This window comes from Methylomicrobium agile, assembly GCF_000733855.1.
GTDB classification, from domain to species: domain Bacteria; phylum Pseudomonadota; class Gammaproteobacteria; order Methylococcales; family Methylomonadaceae; genus Methylomicrobium; species Methylomicrobium agile.
The window spans coordinates 3,531,215-3,552,408 of record NZ_JPOJ01000001.1 but is presented as its reverse complement, the minus strand read 5'-3'; the positions used below and the strand labels follow the sequence as shown (position 1 = coordinate 3,552,408).

Below are 21,194 nucleotides of genomic sequence, written 5' to 3'. Positions count from 1 at the left end.
CGGAAACAGCCCTGTTTCCGAAACTAAAAATCAACCGTGATCGCCGCGTTTCCGCAGCGGACGGCAGCGAGCCATTGATACGCTTTTCTGACATGTTGCCAGTTCACGCCGATACACTTCCATCAGCACCAAAAACAGGCACAAAAATACAAAAGCAGCCATCTCAATCTCCTTCGTAGTTAAAAACAGAAGAATGCCGAGAAAGCATTCTTCACCCTAAGGATATCAAGCATTAACCATGCCATTTCGGTTACCGGCTTGATTTAACCTCACGAACCGAAAGCATTTCAAAGCCGTTCAAACCGCCCGGCGCTTCGGCACCAAAATGGTGATTCTCCCTTGTGAAGCGGGATAATATCAGTGCGCCGCTGCACGGGTTTTAAATCCGGCGGATGCCCCCTCCGGACCGCCTGCTTCAAAATTTCCTTATTTTTTAGTTATCCGCTCTTTCGGAATAGTTCACCCAAAACATTTGAAGCGCGAAACGGGCCGCAATACCGCAAACGATTCGTCCTGCCGCAACGGCAAATAACTTCGGCTTTGAATCAAACGCGCCCTTTAGAGTCAATTATTACCGTTCCCCACTCAAAATCGGATTTTCATTATGACGCTTAAAACCTTATGCAATCGCGAAGTTCTGGTGGCGTATAAAGACGACACGATCTTCAATGCCGCCGTACTGATGCGTCAATATCATGCCGGCGATGTGATTATAGTGGAAGAACGCAACGGCTTGCGCTATCCGGTCGGGATCGTGACGGACAGGGATATCGTCATCGAAGTGATCGCGAAAGAACTCGCGATCGATGCGGTCACGGTAGGCGATCTGATGTGCCGCGAACTGGTGCTGGCGCAGGAGGACGACGACCTGCTCGACGCGATTCGATCGATGCGTCAAAAAGGCGTCAGACGGCTGCCGGTCGTCGATAAAAGCGGCGTTCTCGTGGGCATCTTTGCTGCCGACGATCTGATCGGGTTGATCGCTGAACAGTTACAGGCCGCGGCCGGGTTGATCGGCAAGGAACAGGCACAGGAAAAGCAGTATCGATATTGACACGCCCCTACGTTTTCCTTTCAAAATTTTCTGAGCAAAACCGGCCCGCTTTCCGGGGCTGCCGAAAGTTTGCGTGCGGTTAATCCGGATACCCCCAAAATAACGGCTTCAACAGCGGGCGAATCCAGTTCTTTGTTTTGTTTTCGCTTCTTCTGTCATCGAAGTGTCATCCGCCCGTCACGTAGCGTTAACGTTTCCGACACGTAACTGACATCTCGCTCCCGTAATTTATCGGCATCTTTTAATAGCTAGAGCAAAGCCGATGAAAAATCTCGATCAGGAGACTTGCCAACCCGCCGCCAAACGCTTCAGCAGTTTCATTGCGGACTCGGAAGCGATGATCAAAGCCGCGCAAGCACTTCGCTACCGCGTTTTCGCGCGGGAAATGGGCGCCCGGCTCAAGTCCGCCGCCGAAGAACTGGATTATGACGAAATCGATGCGTACTGCGATCACCTGATCGTTTACGACAACCAGAAAAACAAGATCGCCGGCTATACGCGCCTGTTGAATCATGAACAAGCGCAATCGCTCGGCCGCTTTTATTCTCAGGATGAATTCGACCTGAGCCCGATTCTGGCGCTGCCCGGCCGGTTCCTCGAAATCGGCCGTACCTGCGTCGATCCCGATTATCGCGGCGGCGCGGTGCTGACGACCCTGTGGTCGGCGCTCGCGCAGTATGCGAGCGAAGGCGGTTATCGCTATCTGCTGGGCTGCGCCAGCATCACGCCGGGCCCGAGCGGATATGCGGTGGATGCGGTCTTTCGGCATATCGACCGGAAAAATATCGCGCCGGCAGCCTTGAAAACCGTCCCGGCCGTCCCGGTGCCGGCGCGTTTGCGCTGCCGGCGCGACGAGTCGGGCATTCCGCCGCTGCTGAAAGCCTATCTGCGTTTCGGCGCTTTGGTCTGCGCCGAACCGTTTTGGGACGAAAGCTTCAACTGCATGGATCTGCTGATGCTGCTGCCGCTCGAACAGCTGGAGCAGCGTTACAGCAAGCACTATCTGAGAAACGGCCAGAGCGCCAATGAAAGCGAAACTTCGGCTCTACTCTAAAGCGGCCGGGCTCATGCTGCTGTTTACGGCCGGCTTTCTGATCGCCGCAGGCCTGTTTCCGGTCATCGGGCTGGTTCGCCCACCCGCCGGAGCCAGACAAATCAGGGATGCGGTCAAACTCCGCTGGCTGCAGCGGTTCGGCCGCATCCTGAACCTGCGGGTCGACAGGAGCGGCAGCCTTGCCAGGCACCCGGTGCTGGTCGTCAGCAACCACGTCTCCTGGCTGGACATCATCGTCCTGGGCGGGCATGTGCCCGGTTGTTTCGCCGCCAAGGACGACATCGCCGGCTGGCCGGTCATCGGCTATCTGTCGCGGCAGGCCGGCACCGTGTTTATCCGCCGGGGCGACAGGAAGCAGATCCTGCAGACCGCCGAAAAAATGGCCTGGCAATTGCGCCGGAACGGCAATATGCTGGTTTTTCCGGAGGGCACGACCACCGACGGCAGCGAAGTCCTGGATTTTCACGCGTCGCTGTTTCAACCCGCCCTGCTGACCCGTGCCGCGATCCAGCCCGCGGCCATCCGTTATTTGAACGCCGCCGGGGAAAGCGCGCCGTTCATCGGCGACGAAACATTCGTCACGCATTTGTTCAAAATGCTGGCGCTCGACAAAATCGACGTCAAACTCGATTTTCTGCCGGCGATCGAGAGCGAAGACAAAACCCGCAACGGCATCAGCCGCGAAGCCAGAAGCCTGATCCGGGAAGCTTTGCGGGCCGATGAGCCTGTCGGCGTTTTAACTCCCGCAAGCCGGAAAATCAGAAGGCAAATTGACGGCTTAGCGGCTTCTCTTCAGGAATCATAGACCTGGCAGGTCTTGTAACCGAAAGTAATTCGCCCGAAGCCTAACCTGCTGTCTTTCCCGGAAAAGATTGAGTACAATCGGCCGCATCTCACCCCGCACCCGCCTCAACGGCGGAACAGCGCTTAATTCATCACGGAAATAACGATAATTGGATGGCGGATTTTGTCTTACCGGAACTCGACAGGCTCGAACGCCTCATCGAACGACTCGGCAACCGCGCGCAGTGCGAAATCGTCGAGCGCATTCCTTACGAGGGGCACCAATTCCCGATTCACTGCATCACGCTCGGTTCGAACCGGCCGGAGGCGCCGGCGCTGGCATTTTTCGGCGGCGTGCACGGCCTCGAAAAAATCGGCTCGGAAGTGATCCTGTCATTCATCCAAACGATCACCGGCCTGCTCGACTGGGACGAAGAATTCGCCGCACGACTGCAGAAATCGCGCCTGGTCTTCATGCCTCTAGTCAATCCGGTCGGCGTGTATCTCGGCACGCGAGCGAACGGCAACGGCGTCGATCTGATGCGCAACGCGCCTGTCGAAGCCGAAGGCGCCACCCGGCTGTATTGCGGACAGCGCATCAGCCCCCGCCTTCCCTGGTACCGCGGCAGCGAACTCGAAATGGAGAAGGAAGCGCTGGCCTTGTGCCGCGTGGTCGAAAAACACTTGTTCGACTCGAAGCTATCGATCGCGCTGGATCTTCATTCGGGTTTCGGCATTCGTGACCGCTTATGGTTTCCCTATGCTTCGCGCAAGACCCCGTTCGGCCATTTGGCCGAAATGCTGGCGCTAAAGGAAAACCTCGACCGCTGCTACCCTTACCATATTTACAAAATCGAACCGACCTGCACCGAATACCTGATCAACGGCGATTTATGGGATTATCTGTTCGACCGCTTCGCCGAACAGGCACAGGAAGCGCGGCTGTTTCTGCCGCTGACGCTCGAAATGGGGTCCTGGCTCTGGCTGCGCAAAAACCCTTTGCATCTGTTTTCGCGCCACGGCCTGTTCCATCCGATCCTGCCGCACCGCCAGCAGCGCATCTATCGGCGTCACTTCCTGCTGTTCGATTTCCTGCATCGCAGCCTGCTCTACCCAGCGGGCTGGACAGCCCTGGGCGAACGGCAAAAACACCAATACACCCGGAAAGCGATGGAGCTGTGGTATGCCTGAACCGACTGCCCCCCCTTTCATTTTGCTGCGCGGCCTGACCCGCGAATCGGCGCACTGGGGGGATTTCGTGCCGCAGTTGCAGGCCGCGTTTCCGAACGCACGACTGACTTTGCTCGATTTGCCCGGCGCAGGCCTTTTATTTCGAGAAACTTCGCCGGCCTCGATCCGCGGCATTCTGGAAAAAGTCCGAATGCAGGCGCTCGAACAGAATTCTCTCAATGAACCGGCCGTGTTGATCGCCGTTTCGCTGGGCGGCATGGTCGCCTGGGAGTGGATGCTCACGCATCCTCAGGAAATCGGCGGCGGGATCCTGATCAGTACCAGCCTGGGCGGTTTGAGCCCTTTTTACCGGCGCCTGCGCTGGCAAAATTACGGCAGACTGTTCGCCGCGGCCGGGAATCGGGATGTCGAAAAAAGAGAACCGGCGCTGCTCGAATTGCTCAGCAACCGCGAAGACCGCTATCCGCAAACCGCCGCCGACTGGATCGCGATTCAAAAAGCGCGCCCGGTCGGCGCCGGAACCGCTTTCCGCCAGTTGATGGCGGCCGCGACTTATTGCCCCGGAGACATCAAGCCGAAGCCGCCGATCTTGCTATTGAACAGCCGCGGCGATCGACTGGTCGATCCGCAGTGCTCCGAAGCCATTGCCCGCAAATGGCAGCTCGAATTCCATACCCATCCCTGGGGCGGGCATGACTTGACGGTCGACGACAGCGGCTGGGTGGTGGCGGAAATCCGTGCCTGGATCAAAAACGCGGCGCGCTGAAAAACGCCAAAGCACGGCGATTTACGAAATCGTCGGCTCCGAAACGGCCGGGCATAATGCCGGATGCTTCGCTAACAGGGCCTCGAACCGATCGGCGGGAAGGGGTTTCGAAAAAAAGTAGCCCTGCCCGTAATCGCAGCCCATCTTTTTGAGTATCGCGTACTGGTCTTGAGTTTCGATGCCTTCGGCGATCACCTGAATGCCCAACTTGTGAGCCATGCCGATCATCGCTTCGCAAAGCGCCAGATCGCTGGCCCCGGAAGCGAGATTGCGCACGAAGGACTGGTCGATCTTGAGATAATCGATATCGAACTTTTTCAGATAGGAAAGCGACGAATAGCCTGTCCCAAAGTCATCCAGCGCCACCTGTATCCCCATGTCCCTGAAGACCAGCAATTGGCTGCTGATTTCCTCCCGGGCTTCCATCAGCAGATTCTCGGTGATTTCGACAACGATACTTTGGCCCGGCAAATCGGCTTCCGCCAAAGCATTGAAGCAAGGGACCCGGCTGTCGGCATTCGCCCTGAATTGGGCGGGAGACATGTTGACGCTGACCTGAAACGCCGGATAATGGATGGCGCGCCACCGCGCCACTTGGGCAGCCGCCTGGCGGCACACCCAATTGCCTATTCCGATGATCTGGCCGGTGTCTTCGGCAATCGGTATAAAGTCGGACGGACTCACCAGTCCCCTCTGGGGATGCTGCCAGCGAATCAGCGCCTCGGCCTTCTGAATAAGGCCGGTTTCCAAATCCACGATGGGTTGGTAGTGCAAAATAAACTGATCGTTTGCCAAGGCGCTGTACAGGTCGTTGGTCAACCGCATGCGGGCATTGGACACCTCCTGCATGGCCGGCGTGTAATAATGAAAACGATTGCGTCCTTGGCGTTTGGCCGCATACATGGCTTGGTCGGCGTTTTTAAGCAACGTCGTAATGTCCCGGGCATCGTCGGGATAGAAAGTGATGCCGATACTGGCCGAAACATAGGCCAACTCGTTCTTCAGCCGGTAAGGCATCGCCAGTTTATCGAGAAGACCATTGGCAACCCGGCCGACATTGCCGACATCCTGCAAATCGTCCAGAACGATGATGAATTCATCCCCGCCCAGACGCCCGGTAATGTCGGATTCCCGCACGCATTCGGCCATACGCTCCGCCGCTTCCTGAAGCAGCGAATCGCCGACCTCGTGCCCCAACGTATCGTTGACGTCTTTGAAACGGTCCAGATCGATCAACAGCACCGCAAATCGCCTGTTATCCCGGCGCGCCCGCTTGATTTCTTCCATCAACCGATCATGGACCATTCGCCGGTTCGGCAGATTCGTCAAAAAATCGAAATTGGCCTGGCGCCAGATAAGCTCTTCGCTCTTTTTCTCTTCGGTAATGTCGGAAAACAGCGCTACCCGGCGGTACGTCGAACCTTCATCCCGGCAAATCGTATCGGCGATCAACCGCGCAGGATAGATTTCACCCCCCTTGCGGCGGCTCCAGACCTCTCCTTGCCATTTGCCGGAAATGGAAATCGCCCCATCCATCTCCCGAGCGAAAGTGCCGTCATGGGAAACCGAAAAGAGAAAGTCCGGCTGTTTACCCAAAACCTCCTCGAAGCCGTAGCCCGTAATTTCGGTGAAGGCGGGGTTGACGGTAATGATGCGGTTATCCGCGTCGGTTACCATCATCGCTTGGCTGCTGGCTTGATATACCAGAGTGGCGAGCTCCATCTCTTCGGCGGCGAGTCTGCGGTCCGTGATATCGGTGAACATGGCGAATGCGCCGGCAAAGTTGCCGTCGCTGTCCGTCAATGCGGAACCGGCAATCGAACACCAACGGACTTTACTGTCCCGGCGGCGTAGCCGCAGCTCGTAATAGGTGCTTTCTCCTTGGCTTCTTTGCCGCATTTCGCGCCGAAAATGCGGAATGTCCGCCTCAAAAACAAATTCCTCCAACAGCCGTCCGAGCATCTGTTCGGGCGCATAACCCAGCATCGAAGTCATGGCCGAGTTGACGAGAACGATGCGAAAACGCCGGTCGATCGAGCAAATGCCCTCATTGCTGGTCTCGACGATGAGCCGATAGCGCTCTTCGCTTTCGCTTAAAGCTTTTAAGGCTTGACGCCATTGGGAGATGTCCTCCGTAATCGACCAGATATAGCGCTGCCCATGAGGCCCGGATACCAGCATGCCGTTTAGACGGAGAGGAATGCGCTGGCCGTTTTTATTCCGGTATTCTTTCTCGTACGGTCCGTAGTAGCCGACGCGGAACAGCGACTCCAACTGCTCCGCTTCCTGCGATTCGTATTCCGGCGGCGTCAGCGCCCAGTAATCCAGGTTCTTGAGTTCGTCCGCCGAATAACCGCACATGCGGCGAAAAGCTTCGTTGAATTCGATAAAACGGCCCTTCATGTCGGTCAGGGCGATGCCGAGCGGCGACAACTCGTAAAGCCCGCGCAGCCTCTTTTCATTTTCTTTCAAATGTTGTGAATATTCGCGGTTGAGAATCAGGCTCATCGCAATCATCAGGCCCAAATAGCCATAAGACCGCAAAGGGACAAAATCGATGGCGAACAACCTCACCATAAGCCCTTCGGTCAGGAACATCATGAAAAAGCCGACGGCGGCGATCATACCCAAGAGATTGCGATGTCCGCTATGACGGTAAAAATCGCTCAGCGCATGCAGCACATAGCCAAAGCTCGCCATCACCGTAACCATGCCGAAATAAAACCATCGCCCCGGCTGACCTACCACCAGGGCAACCGCTTCTCCCCATCTCGAATGCAAAGTTTTGAAACCCTCGATCCGGTCGTATAACAAACCGAAAGGCTGGCTTACATTCACCCATAACAATAAAACGTAGAGCAGGGTCAACCCTTTCAGAAATCGCAGCGGCCGGCTGTTGGAAAAGAGCGCGATAAACCAAAGGAAAATCATGAAAAATACGATGCTGAGACCGAGGCTCCATTTGAGAGCCGTAATGCATTCATCGAGATTTTCGGCTTTTAACGACCGGCATTCAAATAAGGCGACCAGCGATACGACCCAACTCGCCGAGCCGAATGCGATCTGAGCGGCATTGAAGGGCCGGCTGAAACCCACGGAAAAATGAATCAGACCGGCATAAATGCAGAGGCCGGAGAGAACATACAAGCTGGGCGCAATGATTTGGATCATCTTCTACGGGTAAGCGGGACATAGGCCGTGCCGAACCGGCAAGAGGCTATGATCAAAGGTCGTCAGGCGGTGAATGTCCGACTCAGTATAGCCAGCTTTTCAAGACGTTGGCTCAAATTCGGACTTTTTTACAAAAATCTTCCATCTCCGGCTTTTCGTTTACCCCGCTCCCGCAACAGTACCGGACAGCCTTCAAAGGGTTACAACGTTTTTTCGAGATACTGCACGATCAACTGCACATTGCGGTTGCTCCTGAATTCGTTGATGTCGAGCTTGTAGGCCGCCCGGCAGGCGCGAAGGCCGAGCCATCGTTCGGGGTGATCGATAAAAAACGCGATCGCATCGATCAATAGGCCATTGGCGTTTCTCAACACCAGCTTCAGATGCTTCTGGCCGACGATGCTAGCCTGTACGACCTCGAACTCGCCCTGGAAAACCGGTTCCGGAAAGCCCTGTCCCCAGGTCGCGGCGTTCTGCAGCAGTTCGGCGAATTCGACCGTCATTTCCTGTTCGCTAAGTTCGCCGTCCGAAAGCACTTTCTGCTCCAGATCGACCTCGTCCAGGCGTTTACGCACCATTTCATCGAACGCCAGCGCGAACGGCGGATAATCGTGCATCGCAATACTCATTCCGGCCGCCATCGCGTGGCCGCCGAATTTGCTGAGCAACTTCGGATGCGCGGCCGCGATGTCGCTGAGCACGTCGCGGATATGCACCCCCGGAATCGAGCGGGCCGAGCCTTTGATCTGATCCTTGCCTGCCGGCGCGAACGCGATGACCGGCCGGTGCAGGCGGTCCTTGATCCGGGACGCCAGAATCCCGATCACGCCCTGATGCCAATTGGGGTCGAACAGGCACACGCCGGCAGGCAAATGGCGCTCGTCGAGCGCCCGCATCTCTTTCAGCAGCGTCAGCGCCTCGTGCTTCATCTGGCCTTCGATTTCCTTGCGGCCGTTGTTCAGGTCGTCCAGCTGCAGGGCCATCTGCCTGGCTTCCTCCGGATCGTCGCTGAGCAGGCACTGAATCCCCAGCGTCATATCGTCCAGGCGGCCGGCCGCATTCAAACGCGGCCCGAGCGCGAACCCCAGATCGGCGGCCTGGAGCGTGGCCGGTTTGCGGCCGGAAACGTCGACCAACGCCTGAATACCGGGATGCGCCTTGCCCATCCGAATCCTGAGCAACCCTTGATGCACCAATATCCGGTTGATCCGGTCCAGCTCGACTACATCGGCAACCGTTCCCAGCGCCACATAATCGAGCAACTGGCCGAGATTCGGGTCGGGCAATCCCTTGGCCTGAAACCAGCCGGTTTCCCGGAGCCGGCTTCTGAGCGCCAACAGGCAATAAAACATGACCCCGACCCCGGCCAGCGCGCGGCTCGGAAATTTGTCATCGGGCAGGTTCGGATTCACGATCGCCTCGGCGGCCGGCAGCTCGCTCCCCGGCAAATGATGATCGGTGACCAGCACCTTGATGCCGGCCTGTTTCGCCGCCAGGACTCCGTCGATGCTGGAAATGCCGTTATCGACCGTAAGGATCAGGTCGGGCTGTCTCCGCTTGACCAGCTCGACGATCTCGGGCGTCAATCCATAGCCGTACTCGAAGCGGTTGGGCACCACGAAGCCGACGCGCCGGGCGCCGAACAGTTGCAGGCCCTTGATCGCCACCGCGCAGCTGGTCGCGCCGTCCGCGTCGAAATCGGCCACGATCACGATTTTTTGGTCCTGTTCCAGCGCCGTGATCAGCTGCTCCACCATCTTCTCAATGCCCGACAAAAGCCAGGGCGGCGGCAATTTGGCCAGCGAACGGTCCAGATCGTCGGGCGAGGCGACGCCCCGCGCCAAAAAGATGCGCTCCAATATCGGATGCAGGCCGTCCATAGGCAGATGCGGTTGAACCAATGGCCGGGAAGTAATGATTTTTTTGACGCCTTGAGGGTACATGCGCGGGGGGAAATTAAGTCGCTTTCAGAGCTGATAAAGATGAGCCATTATAGCGCCAAATAACGTAACTCCGATCCGGATAATGTCCCGAATCTAGCCGTTGACCGGGCAATGACAAAGGGGCTATTTTTTATATTTTTGTTGCAAGCTGAATCGGCAACGGGAAAGATAGACATAAATTTATCGATAACTTATAGGACACATTATAAGACCATGTTTCTGGTTGAGCGCTGGTTTGAAGCCTGGGCAGCCCTCGGAGTTCCCCGCAGCCCCGAGCTCGAACGGCTGCATGCCGATTTGACGCGGCGTTACTGCGAGCCGCATCGGCATTACCATACGCTGCGGCATCTGGCGGAGTGTTTCGGCCATTTGTCCGAGTTGGCGCCGTATCTTTCGCATAAACCGGAGTCCGAGCTGGCGCTGTGGTTCCACGACGCCGTTTACGACCCGCATCGCACGGACAATGAAGCGCTAAGCGCGGCTTGGGCGGCCGATTCGGCCCGCTCACTGGGCGTTGCGGAACCTACGGCCCGGCGTATCGCCCGGCTGATCATAACCACCCGCCACAATGCAGAACCCGAGGGGAACGATGCTGAGGCCGTGACTGACGCCGACCTGGGCATCCTGAGCGCCGACGCCGGGCGCTTCTTCCAGTACGAAGCGCAAATCCGGCAGGAATATGCCTGGGTTCCCGAAGCTGACTTTAGAGCCGGGCGCGCCGAGTTTCTGGCCCGCCTGCTGGACCGGCCGCATATTTTCTCGACGGAGCGCTTCCGCCGCCGTTATGAAGCTCGGGCGCGCGCCAATTTGCAGGCGTCCGTTCGCCGGTTGGCCGAGAGCCCTTGAGCCCGTCCCCGGCTCAAGCGTCCACCTCGCAACACAAACCCTCCTCTTCCTCCCGTTCGCCGTCGAAACGGGAAATTCCGATTTTAAAACAGCAAATTACAAAATATTCCATCCCGTTCCTCGGGAATTCCCGATTTTAATCTGGATTCCTCGCGCCATTATGGTATATACATCACTGATCGCCGGGATCGATGATCTCGATCGGTTGGAGCCCTCGATAACAACGATAAAACATCCACCCGAATCATGCCTGGAGCGGAATGAAAACCTATTGTATCGGCTTGTCGGTCACTTATCACGACTCGGCGCTGGCGATTGTCGACGCGGCGGGCGATGTGCTGTTCGCCGAAGCGACCGAACGCTTTCTGCAGAACAAGCGCGCGTTGAACGCCGAGCCGGACCAGTTGTTCCGGATACCGGAGCTGCTCGAAACCTATTGCCCCGATCCGGGCGCAATCACGGTCGCCAGCAACTGGCGCAAACGGCGGCCGCTCTACGAATCGCTGATGTCGCGGCTCGGCCTGCTGTCGGCGCCGGGCCTGCTGAAAGACGGCATCAAACGGCTGCGTTCGCCGCTCGGCAATTATCAGCTGCACCACATGATGGCCTGCCAGCACAACAGCATCCGCCGCGCCGGCCTGAATCTGGTCCGGATCCTCCGCGAACGCTATCCGCACTGCAAAATCCGCTTCGCCAACTACGACCATCATCTGACGCATGCCGCGGCCGCCTGCTACGGCAGCCCGTTCGAGGAAGCCGCCTGCGCGGTGATCGACTCGTTCGGCGAACGCGGCGCGATGGCGTTTTACCGGTACCGGGACGGCAGGCTGGAGCCACTTTACGAGGCCCGCGGCGCAGGTACCGCAAGCCTCGGCCTGTATTACATGAAGATCACCGAACTATGCGGCTTCGACTGGCTGAAAGGCGAGGAATGGAAGGTAATGGGTCTGGCGCCTTACGGCCGCCTGAACGAAGCACTGTATGCGCTGCTGCAATCGACGATTACGCTCGACGGCTTCGAGGCACGGCATCAGGGCAAGAAAATTTTCGACCGGATCGACCGGCTAGACGTCTTCAAGCACAAGCAGCAGGATCCCATCGAACTGGCCGCCGATCTGGCCTTTACCGGCCAGCGATTTTTTGCGGAGACGGTGAACCGGCTGCTGACCCATCTGCAGCATGTCACCCAGTCCGACAATCTGGCGTTGGCCGGCGGCTGCGCGCTGAACTCCTCGAATAACGGCCGGATCACCCAGGAAACCCCGTTCAGGCAAGTTTATGTGCCTTCCGCCCCGGCCGACGACGGCTGCGCGCTCGGCGCGGCCTGGCTGGCGCATCATGACGCGCATCCGGCGCCTCCCTCACCGAAGGCGATACAAACGCCCTACACCGGTTCGGTAATCGCCGAGGAGGCGATCGACCGCCTGCTGCGCTTCAACCGCTCGCTGACGATCGAGCATCTGCCGGAGTCGATCTGCGAAGCGGCCGCCCAACGGCTGGCCGAAGGAAGACTGGTCGGCTGGCTGCAAGGACGCGCCGAATTCGGGCCGCGCGCGCTCGGCAACCGTTCGATCCTGGCCGACCCGCGCTTTGCCGAAACGCAGGACCTGATCAACGAAAAAATCAAATTCCGCGAAACCTTTCGTCCGTTCGCACCGTCCATTCTGCATGAGTTCGGCACCGACTATTTCGAACATTACCAGGAGTCGCCGTATATGGACAAAACCCTGAAAATTCGCGAAACGATGCGCGGGCGGATTGCTGCCGTCTGCCACGTGGACGGCACCGGACGCCTGCAAACGGTCAAGCAGGAATGGAACCCGCGTTTTTACCGGCTGATCGACTGCTTCCGGCAAGTGACCGGCGTTCCGGTGCTGCTGAACACCAGCTTCAACGTGATGGGAAAACCGCTGGCACATTCGCTCGAGGACGCGATCGCGCTGTTTCTGACTACCGGGCTGGACATCCTGGTCGTCAACGACTATCTGATCGGCAAGCCCCGCGATGCATGAGCCCGCCGACCCTTTCGCTCTTCATCTGAAGCCGGCCTTTTCGAAGGCGGTTTACCGGACGGCGCGGCAATACCGCCAAAACGGGAGAACACTGTTCCATGCACTGATCCAGGATGGTGAAGAGCCCGCGCTGTACCCTTTCGCCTATCATTTTATCGAAAGCCGCCAGGCCGGAAAGACATCGTCCGATTCAACCGGATTGCCTTCCAGATGGGATAGCGAGAGTATTTTACAGGCGTTGACATTGCAAGAATCGACCTTTCCGCCAATAACAGCCACACTCGCCCAACTGCGAGATGCCCTGGTCCAGGTTCAACCGGTGCTGCTGACCGAACCGTGCTGGCTGCGGAACATCCTGCAGACTGCGACGAATCAAGCGCCGGCCGCGATTGCCCTGTCGGCCGTGTATGCCTCGTCCGGCGCGATGGCTGCGTCGGACAAAGCGTTTCAAGCGTTGCTCTTGAACGCCGGCCTGGAAATTCCCGATCCCTGCAGCAGTGCTTTTGCCCGGAACGAAACGATCGATTCCCGGTTTTTCGATTTCGCGGCGCTGCAACTGGCGCTTGGGCAATTTCCACGCGTCTTTTTTCCCGAAATTCTCGGCTTTACGGTTGCGTGGTGCGATTCGCGGAGCCTGCTCGAAGGATTGGCGAACGATCCTCCGGAATTAACGATTTATCTGCAACGCAGGCGGAATCGATTGCCATCGGCAAAGCCTATTGCAATCGATGCGATCCGGGATTACCTGGCCCGGTTCGAGAGCGGCAAGACTACGCTCTGGCAACGCATAACGGCTGGATTCGATCTCTACCGGAAGCATTTCGAACGATGCGAGCGTCGGCTGCGCGACCGCCTGGAAAATCCCGAAACCGCCGCGCAGGCAGCGGCAAAGATGTTGACGGAGAAAGCCCAGGGCGCCTGCGGGCACCACCGTCATGTCAGGCTGGAAGGACGCTCGCTGGACGACTGGTTCGCCGAACAGCCTTTCGATGGCAAGGGGTTTCTTGCCGCCTTGCACCGATCGGCCTACATCAACCGGCAAAATCCCGCCGCCAGCCCCTTGCTGAAGCTTTTCGAGTTCGAAGGGCCGATGTTCGGCGTATTGACCGAAGCCGATAGGGATTGCCTGAAATACTGGCTAAGCGGAGAAGATGCCGGCTTCGAAGAAGTGCCCTGCCCCGGCGAAACTCCGCCCGAAACGGACTGGCTGCCGGCGGAAGGCGGAGACGATACGCCCGCATTCGGCAAAATGAACCGGCGAGAACTCTACCATTATCTGGTCAATGCCGAGCTTTATCCGGACGTATTACCCACCGCCCGCCGCCTCGTCGAACGCATGCTGCGCACAGCGGGCCGGTTCAGCCGCTTGCCGTTCGCGAACTATACGCATCGGGCCTTTACGAACCATATCGATACGCTTTATCGACGCGAGATGCAGGCTTACGAACCGTTGGCAGAAAAGCCCCGTCTGTCCAGGCGGGCCTATGTCTGGGGCATCGAACAGCTGGCGCCGGCGATTTTGGCCGACGGCTGCTGGCTACAGCATGCAAGCCGCCTCGAATTCACTGCGTATGCAGCCATCGGCGCGTCCTTATCCAAAATCTACGACGACGAAACCGGTAACGGGACCGAAGCGCAGAACCATCCGGTCATTTACCGGCGCCTGCTCGACAGCCTGCACATCGATCTGCCGCCGATTCACGATCCGGCCTTCTGCCATCATCCCGGTTTTATCGACAGCGCCTTCGACATTCCGGCGTATCTGCTGGCTATTTCGCAGTTTCCGGCCAGTTTTCTGCCGGAACTTCTGGGCCTTAACCTGGCGATCGAACTGAGCGGCCTCGGTAGGATTTACCTGCGACTAGCCGAGGAACTGGAGTTTTGGGGCATCGATCCGAAGATCGTGAAAGTGCATACCTCGATCGATAATCTGGCGTCGGGGCATGCGGCGCTTGCCGGAAACGCAATCCGGCATTATTTGGATCAAATTGCCACCGGCCAGGGCGAAACCGCCAAAAACGCCCACTGGCGCCGGATTTACCGCGGCTACTGTTCGCTGGCGACGGCCGGGCGGACCTTCAAAATCGCGCTGGCCGTTCGTTATTTATGCAAGCCATTCCAAGGCCGGTGTAGCGGCCGGCACTTTTTTGTCCGCCGCTCCGGCCAAAATGCCTAGCTGTTTCGGGTATCTGCTCGCTTTCGTCTTGCCGCTCGGCAGTTTTGTGTTTTTGCTGGGCGGACCGCATGCCCAGGCAACGGCATTGGCCTGGACGCTGCCCTTCTGGCTGATGCTGCTGTTGGACTGGAAAACGCCCGATTGGCCGAGCCATCCGGACAAAAAAATGCCGGAGCTGTACTATGACGGGATTCTGTATGGGCTGGCCCTGCTGCAATGCCTCAACATCGTCCTGATGCTCGAATTCGTGTCGAAACTATCCTGGGAGAAGCCGGGCGATTTCGGCGCTAATCTGATCAATCTGCTTCTGGTCCGCTTTCTGGTCGGCACCAGTTCGGGCACATCGGGCATCGTCGTCGCGCACGAACTGATCCACCGCGACTCGAAGCTGCAGCGCCTATTGGGACATCTTTTGCTGTACAGCGTCTGTTACGATCATTTCGTGATCGCGCATCAACGCGGCCATCATCACCATCTCGGCATGCCGGAAGATATCGCCACGGCACATTTCGGCGAAAGTTTTGCCGCTTACTGGCGCCGGGTTTTCAAAGGTTATTTTAATTATGCCTGGCGATCGGAACGGGAGCGGCTCGGCATCGGGCGGCGTTTCTGGCAGGCCGGACTGTTGAAGCATCAGGTGCTGCACGGTTTGGCGGTCGAATGCACATTCGTCATCGGGATCGTTGCGCATTACGGCTGGCTGGCCGCGCTGCTGTTTCTTTACCAGGCATTCGCCGCGGTCCGGATACTGGAAGCCGTCAATTACTTCCAGCACTGGGGGCTCGGCGAAGGCCGGTTCGGCAGAACCTATGGCTGGGTCACAGGCTCATGGTTGTCTCGCTATGCGCTGATCGGCCTGTCGAATCACATCGGCCATCATCTCAACGCCAAAAGCCGCTATCACCAAATCACCTATTCCGACCGGGGGCCGAAAATGCCCTACGGCTATTTCGTGATGAATCTCTGGGTAAAACTGCACAATGCGTCATACCGGAAGATGGCGGAAAATAAGCTGCTCCACTTCGATTGCTGAAAATATAAGCTTTACCTTCCACGTCAAGCGTTATGAATAGCAGCGTTGTAGGGCGTTTTTGCGACAGCAAAACGCCAATCCCCTTCAAAGCGAGGCGGATTGCCTAGCGGCGAATCCGCCCTACAAGCGCTACCGGGGGTACGGAGAGCTGTAGGGCGTTTTCGCGATAGCAAAACGCCAATAAGCCCTCCAAGCGCGGCGGATTGCCTGGCGGCGAATCCGCCCTACAAAAGCGACAAGTTTTACCGAAGATTTTCGTCCCTCAGCGCCGGGACCGTTCGTCGAGCGCTGCAGAGCTGTAGGGCGTTTTCGCGATAGCAAAACGCCAATAAGCCCTCCAAGCGCGGCGGATTGCCTGGCGGCGAACCCGCCCTACAAAAGCGACAAGTTTTACCGAAGATTTTCGCCCCTCAGCGCCGGGACCGTTCGTCGAGCGCTGCAGAGCTGTAGGGCGTTTTCGCGATAGCAAAACGCCAATAAGCCCTCCAAGCGCGGCGGATTGCCTGGCGGCGAACCCGCCCTACAAAAGCGACAAGTTTTACCGAAGATTTTCGCCCCTCAGCGCCGGGACCGCTCGTCGAGCGCCTGCAGAGCTGTAGGGCGTTTTCGCGATAGCAAAACGCCAATAAGCCCTCCAAGCGCGGCGGATTGCCTGGCGGCGAATCCGCCCTACAAGAGCGACAAGTTTTACCGAAGATTTTCGTCCCTCAGCGCCGGGACCGCTCGTCGAGCGCCTGCAGATGTTTCAGCTTTTCGGCGATTTTGATTTCCAGGCCCCTGCCCACCGGCTGATAATAGGTAGTTCCCCGGAGTTCGTCGGGAAAATAGTTCTCGCCCGCAGCATAAGCTTCGGGTTCGTCGTGCGCGTAGCGATACGCCTTGCCGTAATCCAGCGCCTGCATCAGTTTGGTGGGCGCATTGCGCAGATGCACCGGCACGCCCAGGCTGCCGCTGCGCTTCGCATCCTGCATCGCGGCATTGTAGGCCCGGTACACCGCATTGCTTTTCGGCGCGCAGGCCAGATAAACGACCGCCTGCGCCAGCGCCAGCTCGCCTTCGGGACTGCCCAGGCGCTCCTGCGCCTGCCAGGCATCCAGAGCGATCTGCAGACCGCGGGGATCGGCATTGCCGATGTCCTCGGAGGCCATCCGGACGATCCGGCGGGCGATATAGGCCAGGTCGCAGCCCGCGTCGAGCATCCGGCACAGCCAGTACAGCGCCGCATCCGGCGCGCTGCCGCGCACCGACTTGTGCAGGGCTGAAATCTGATTGTAAAACTCCTCGCCCTGCTTGTCGAAGCGCCGGACGCCGCCGCTCAGCACTTCGCACGCCAGCGCTTCGCCGATGGTTTTCTCGTCGTTGGCGGCGGCCAGTTCGACGGCCAGTTCGAGCAGGTTCAGCAGCCTGCGCGCATCGCCGTCGGCGGCCTGCACGAATTGCCCCCGGATTTCCGCCTCCATCGCAATTTCCAATCGCCCCAGGCCGCGTTCCCGGTCGGTCAGGGCGCGTTCCGCCACCGCCGACAAGTCTTCCGCGGTCAAAGGGTTCAGCACGTACACGCGGGCCCTGGACAATAACGCATTGTTCAATGCAAACGATGGGTTTTCGGTCGTTGCCCCGATAAAATAGACCGTCCCGTCCTCGACGTGCGGCAAAAACGCATCCTGTTGCGCCTTGTTGAATCGATGCACCTCGTCGACGAATAAAATCGTCCGGTGCTGCTGTTGCTGGAGCAGAAACTGCGCCTCGGCGACCGCCGCGCGGATTTCTTTCACGCCGGCGAGCACCGCCGAAACCGGCGCGAATTCGGCGTCGGCATGGCAGGCGATCAGCCGCGCCAGCGTGGTTTTGCCCGCGCCGGGCGGCCCCCAGAAAATCATCGAATGCAGGCGTCCCGCCATGATGCTTTCATAGAGGGGCTTGCCCGGCTTGAGGATATGCTTCTGTCCCGCATACTCGTCCAGGCTTTGCGGCCGCATTCTGTCGGCCAAAGGTCTCGTCAAATCATCGGACATTTTGCGTTTTTCCTTGCGTTCCGCACCTTGCCGCTCCGATTATTCCTCGAACACATCCGCACCCTTCGGCACTTCAAACTGGAACAAATTCTGCTTGAGCGGCGGATTGATCAGCACGTTCGAAAAATAGATACGGGTCAACTGGCCGAAATTATCGCTGAGCTCCATGCCGCCGAGGGAGCCCTTGGTCAAACCGATCAGGATGTATTTGAAGGTCGTTTCCTCGCTTTTCGGCGACAGCTTGATCCACTGCATGTCGCCTTCCTTGCCCTGGCCTTCGATGATGAAATTGTCTTCCAGAGACACTTCGCCGCTCAAGAGCAGCGCCGGCGTCGAACCGAGCGATTGATCGAGTTTTTTGACGGTGACCTGGTCCAGATCCTTGTCGTAGAACCAGACCTTGCCTTTGTCGGCGACGATCTGCTGGGAAAAGGGCTTCTGGTAATCCCAGCGGAATTTGCCCGGCCGCTGCAGGTAAAAGACGCCGAAACTGGTCTTGGCCGGCAGCCCCTGCTCGTTCAGCAGAACCTGCTTGAAATCGGCCGACAGCGACCTGGAAGCGGTCAGGAAGGCTCTTAACTGCCGTACCGGCTCGTCGTCCGCCTGCAGCGGCAAACTGACAAAAGCCGATAGTAATAGGATAAAGCCCAGCCATATTTGTCGATTCATTAAAACTCCTGATTAGTTACTTTGAGGAAAAAATTCCTCAAACCACGGCCGATCCTGTTCGATGACCGGATTGCCGCAGGCCGAATAGGCGGTCGGCTCGGACCCCGCGACATACGGATAACCCTTGCCGTACGGACAATCCGCCCCGGCGACCAAGCCGGAATAAGGATCGATCCTCACCATTTTGATATTGTCGGGCGGCGTCAGACTCACGGGTTGCCTCGAAATCTGCCGCATGAGCGCGGTCCAGACCGGCAGCGCGCCGGTCGCTCCGGTCAAGCCGGCCGGTTTGTTATCGTCGCGCCCGACCCAGACCACCGAAAGATAATCACCGGTAAAGCCGGCGAACCAGCTGTCCTTCGCATCGTTGGTCGTACCGGTTTTGCCGACCAGGCCGTAATTCTGCGGGAAAACCGAATACGCCGCGGAACCGGTGCCCGAATGCATCACTTCCTGCATCATGGTGTTCAGAATGTAAGTAGCGGACGGATCGACCGTCTGCCGGACCGTGTACGGATAGCTTTGCAGCTTTTCTCCCGCCGCGGAAACGACCGCCTTGATCGCCTTGATCGGGGTCAGGAAACCGTCGCCGGCAAGCGTCTGGTACATCTGGGCCACTTCGAGCGGGGTCAGTTGCGCCGCACCCAGCAGGAAGGAGGGATACAAGTCAACCTGGCGGTTCACGCCCAAATCTTTCAGCGTTTTCGCGACCCGCCCGATGCCGATATCCATGCCGACCCGAACGGTCGCCAGATTGTACGATTTGGCAAGCGCGGTATGCAGCCCGATCGTGCCGTGCTCCTTATGGTCGTAATTCTTCGGACTCCAGTCGTTGCCGTGGTCGCCCTTGATGAAGATCGCGCTGTCGTTGACCGGCGTGGTGATCGTGTATCTTCTCGGGTTCTGCAGCGCGGTCAGGTAGATCACCGGCTTGATCAGCGAGCCGATCGGCCGCACCGCATCCAGCGCCCGGTTGAAGCCGGCGGAAGAATCGTCCCGCCCGCCCGCCAGCGCCGCGATTTCGCCGCTGTCCCGGCGCGTGACCACGACGGCCGACTCGAGCGCTTTGACCCTGGACAGTTTTTCCAGTTGCGGCAGCTTGCGCTTGGTCGTCTCTTCAAGCTTATCCTGAATTTGCGTATCCAGCGTGGTAAAGATCCGCAGACCCTCGGAAGTCAGATCCTCTTCATGGTAGTCCTGCTTCAGTTGGCGCTTGACCAGATCCAGAAAGGCCGGATAGCGGTTCGCCGAACGATGCGTATTCGCGATCACCGCCAACGGCCGCGCCTTCGCGGCGGCAGCTTCTTCCGGCGTGATGTATTCCTGCGCGGCCATTTCGTCGAGCACCAGATTGCGGCGCTGCAGCGCCCGATCGGGAAAACGGCGGGGATTGTACTCGGACGGCCCGCGCACCAGCGCCACCAGCGAAGCCAGTTGTTCCAGCGACAGATCCTTCAACGGAGCACCAAAATAAAACTGGCTGGCCAGCCCAAAGCCGTGCACCGCGCTGGCGCCGTCCTGGCCCAGATAGATTTCGTTCAGGTACGCTTCGAGAATCTCGTTCTTGCCGTAACGGTACTCCAGGATCAGCGCCATCAGCGCTTCCTTGATCTTGCGGGTCAGTTTGCGTTCGGACGTCAGATAGAAGTTTTTGACCAGCTGCTGGGTGATCGTGCTGCCGCCCTGCACCATGTCGCCGGCCTGGATATTTGCGAGCATCGCCCGCAGGATGCCGCGCATGGAAATTCCGAAGTGATTATAAAAATCCCTGTCTTCCGACGCGAGCAGGCCTTTGATCAGCCTATCCGGCGCTTCTTCGAGCTTGATCAGTATCCGGTCTTCCTTGATGGTCGGATAAAAGCTGCCGATCTGGACCGGATCCATTCGGACGATCGCCAGGCTTTGTTCATTGGCCAGATCGGTAATGCCCGCGATCCCGATTTCGGAAAAATCGACCCGCATCGCCACGCCGGGCTGCGGTTCCGGCTGGTCCCAAAAGGTGAAGGTGCGGGTTTTGACCGAAATCCGCCCGCCATTGCGAAAATAAGTGCCTTCCGCCGCCAGCTCCGAATCTTTCCGGTAATGCAGCATCTCCAGCAGATTCTCGAATTTTTCCGCACTGATCCCGTAGCCGGCATACAGTTCGACAGGATTGCCATAGACGCGCGCGGGAATCGCCCAGCGTTTGCCTTCGAACTGGGCGCGTACGTGGTAATCGAGATAACCCAAGTAGGTGAAAAGAAAGAAGGCACCGAGGCCGATCAGGATGATAAAGCTGTTTCTAAACCAATGGGATGTAGATTTTCTGCTTTGGGGATTCTTATTGTACCGGGCACTTCGCCTGGTCGATCTGTGTGTCATGGCCTTTTTAAGCAGTGATGGGATAAATGCGTCCGTTATATGAATCGGCTATTATACCCAGTTCAGGCAGGCCGGCATCAGAAACCGTGACATTAGCAAGCCTTCGATGAACCCCTCATG

At 58.0% G+C, this 21,194-nt stretch carries 15 protein-coding genes; 9 read left to right on the top strand and 6 right to left on the bottom strand.

Annotated elements, in window-relative coordinates:
* Positions 1–30: 30 nt before the first annotated feature.
* Positions 31–162 (bottom strand): hypothetical protein, encoded by a 132-nt coding sequence (locus CC94_RS25110; RefSeq protein WP_005371692.1) that lies wholly within the window; start codon positions 160–162, stop codon positions 31–33.
* Positions 163–604: 442 nt separating this feature from the next.
* Here CC94_RS25110 and CC94_RS0116620 point away from each other — a divergent pair, with 442 nt between their 5' ends.
* The 5 genes from CC94_RS0116620 (at position 605) to CC94_RS0116600 (ending at position 4,848) form a co-directional block, all read left to right on the top strand.
* Positions 605–1,054, top strand: coding sequence for a CBS domain-containing protein (locus tag CC94_RS0116620; protein ID WP_031431612.1), 450 nt, complete (start codon positions 605–607; stop codon positions 1,052–1,054).
* A gap of 262 nt (positions 1,055–1,316) precedes the next feature.
* On the top strand, positions 1,317–2,108 hold the full coding sequence (locus tag CC94_RS0116615) for a GNAT family N-acetyltransferase (protein WP_031431611.1): 792 nt from the start codon (positions 1,317–1,319) through the stop codon (positions 2,106–2,108).
* Positions 2,080–2,913 carry a lysophospholipid acyltransferase family protein gene (locus CC94_RS0116610; protein WP_031431610.1) on the top strand — a complete coding sequence of 278 codons (834 nt, stop codon included), beginning with the start codon at positions 2,080–2,082 and terminating at the stop codon, positions 2,911–2,913. Before CC94_RS0116615 ends, CC94_RS0116610 begins: the two co-directional genes overlap by 29 nt.
* 152 nt (positions 2,914–3,065) lie before the next feature.
* Positions 3,066–4,082 (top strand): M14 family zinc carboxypeptidase, encoded by a 1,017-nt coding sequence (locus tag CC94_RS0116605; protein ID WP_031431609.1) that lies wholly within the window; start codon positions 3,066–3,068, stop codon positions 4,080–4,082.
* Complete coding sequence (locus CC94_RS0116600) at positions 4,075–4,848, top strand: alpha/beta fold hydrolase (protein WP_005371679.1); 774 nt, start codon at positions 4,075–4,077, stop codon at positions 4,846–4,848. Before CC94_RS0116605 ends, CC94_RS0116600 begins: the two co-directional genes overlap by 8 nt.
* A gap of 21 nt (positions 4,849–4,869) precedes the next feature.
* Here CC94_RS0116600 and CC94_RS22510 read toward each other — a convergent pair whose 3' ends face one another.
* Together CC94_RS22510 and recJ are read right to left on the bottom strand one after the other, a co-directional pair.
* Positions 4,870–8,019 (bottom strand): sensor domain-containing protein, encoded by a 3,150-nt coding sequence (locus tag CC94_RS22510; RefSeq protein ID WP_051911527.1) that lies wholly within the window; start codon positions 8,017–8,019, stop codon positions 4,870–4,872.
* Positions 8,020–8,219: 200 nt separating this feature from the next.
* Entirely contained in the window at positions 8,220–9,962 is a 1,743-nt protein-coding gene (gene recJ, locus CC94_RS0116590) for a single-stranded-DNA-specific exonuclease RecJ (protein WP_005371676.1), read from the bottom strand.
* A 213-nt stretch (positions 9,963–10,175) separates the two neighbouring features.
* On the opposite strand from recJ, the gene CC94_RS0116585 reads away from it, so the two are divergent.
* The 4 genes from CC94_RS0116585 to CC94_RS0116570 all read left to right on the top strand — a co-directional run bounded on the left by CC94_RS0116585 (position 10,176) and on the right by CC94_RS0116570 (position 16,029).
* Positions 10,176–10,808, top strand: coding sequence for an HD domain-containing protein (locus CC94_RS0116585; protein ID WP_005371675.1), 633 nt, complete (start codon positions 10,176–10,178; stop codon positions 10,806–10,808).
* A gap of 260 nt (positions 10,809–11,068) precedes the next feature.
* On the top strand, positions 11,069–12,820 hold the full coding sequence (locus CC94_RS0116580; RefSeq protein WP_005371672.1) for a carbamoyltransferase family protein: 1,752 nt from the start codon (positions 11,069–11,071) through the stop codon (positions 12,818–12,820).
* Positions 12,813–14,996: an iron-containing redox enzyme family protein gene (locus CC94_RS0116575; RefSeq protein WP_031431607.1), complete on the top strand. Its 2,184-nt coding sequence runs from the start codon at positions 12,813–12,815 to the stop codon at positions 14,994–14,996. The genes CC94_RS0116580 and CC94_RS0116575 overlap by 8 nt, the downstream gene beginning before the upstream one ends.
* On the top strand, positions 14,989–16,029 hold the full coding sequence (locus CC94_RS0116570; protein WP_031431606.1) for a fatty acid desaturase: 1,041 nt from the start codon (positions 14,989–14,991) through the stop codon (positions 16,027–16,029). The genes CC94_RS0116575 and CC94_RS0116570 overlap by 8 nt, the downstream gene beginning before the upstream one ends.
* Positions 16,030–16,736: 707 nt before the next feature.
* On the opposite strand, the gene CC94_RS0116565 is transcribed toward CC94_RS0116570, so the two are convergent.
* The 3 genes from CC94_RS0116565 to mrcB are packed head-to-tail and all read right to left on the bottom strand — an operon-like array spanning position 16,737 to position 21,074.
* Entirely contained in the window at positions 16,737–18,044 is a 1,308-nt protein-coding gene (locus CC94_RS0116565) for a replication-associated recombination protein A (protein WP_031431605.1), read from the bottom strand.
* Positions 18,045–18,083: 39 nt separating this feature from the next.
* Entirely contained in the window at positions 18,084–18,713 is a 630-nt protein-coding gene (lolA, locus tag CC94_RS0116560; protein ID WP_031431604.1) for an outer membrane lipoprotein periplasmic chaperone LolA, read from the bottom strand.
* A gap of 12 nt (positions 18,714–18,725) precedes the next feature.
* Complete coding sequence (gene mrcB, locus CC94_RS0116555; protein ID WP_005371659.1) at positions 18,726–21,074, bottom strand: penicillin-binding protein 1B; 2,349 nt, start codon at positions 21,072–21,074, stop codon at positions 18,726–18,728.
* Positions 21,075–21,194 lie beyond the last annotated feature (120 nt).

Excerpts from the sequence above, each read along its gene's own strand:
- CC94_RS25110 (WP_005371692.1), bottom strand. The coding sequence starts at position 162 with ATGGCTGCTTTTGTATTTTTGTGCCTGTTTTTGGTGCTGATGGAAGTG.
- CC94_RS0116620 (WP_031431612.1), top strand. The coding sequence starts at position 605 with ATGACGCTTAAAACCTTATGCAATCGCGAAGTTCTGGTGGCGTATAAA.
- CC94_RS0116615 (WP_031431611.1), top strand. The coding sequence starts at position 1,317 with ATGAAAAATCTCGATCAGGAGACTTGCCAACCCGCCGCCAAACGCTTC.
- CC94_RS0116610 (WP_031431610.1), top strand. The coding sequence starts at position 2,080 with ATGAAAGCGAAACTTCGGCTCTACTCTAAAGCGGCCGGGCTCATGCTG.
- CC94_RS0116605 (WP_031431609.1), top strand. The coding sequence starts at position 3,066 with ATGGCGGATTTTGTCTTACCGGAACTCGACAGGCTCGAACGCCTCATC.
- CC94_RS0116600 (WP_005371679.1), top strand. The coding sequence starts at position 4,075 with ATGCCTGAACCGACTGCCCCCCCTTTCATTTTGCTGCGCGGCCTGACC.
- CC94_RS22510 (WP_051911527.1), bottom strand. The coding sequence starts at position 8,019 with ATGATCCAAATCATTGCGCCCAGCTTGTATGTTCTCTCCGGCCTCTGC.
- recJ (WP_005371676.1), bottom strand. The coding sequence starts at position 9,962 with ATGTACCCTCAAGGCGTCAAAAAAATCATTACTTCCCGGCCATTGGTT.
- CC94_RS0116585 (WP_005371675.1), top strand. The coding sequence starts at position 10,176 with ATGTTTCTGGTTGAGCGCTGGTTTGAAGCCTGGGCAGCCCTCGGAGTT.
- CC94_RS0116580 (WP_005371672.1), top strand. The coding sequence starts at position 11,069 with ATGAAAACCTATTGTATCGGCTTGTCGGTCACTTATCACGACTCGGCG.
- CC94_RS0116575 (WP_031431607.1), top strand. The coding sequence starts at position 12,813 with ATGCATGAGCCCGCCGACCCTTTCGCTCTTCATCTGAAGCCGGCCTTT.
- CC94_RS0116570 (WP_031431606.1), top strand. The coding sequence starts at position 14,989 with ATGCCTAGCTGTTTCGGGTATCTGCTCGCTTTCGTCTTGCCGCTCGGC.
- CC94_RS0116565 (WP_031431605.1), bottom strand. The coding sequence starts at position 18,044 with ATGTCCGATGATTTGACGAGACCTTTGGCCGACAGAATGCGGCCGCAA.
- lolA (WP_031431604.1), bottom strand. The coding sequence starts at position 18,713 with ATGAATCGACAAATATGGCTGGGCTTTATCCTATTACTATCGGCTTTT.
- mrcB (WP_005371659.1), bottom strand. The coding sequence starts at position 21,074 with ATGACACACAGATCGACCAGGCGAAGTGCCCGGTACAATAAGAATCCC.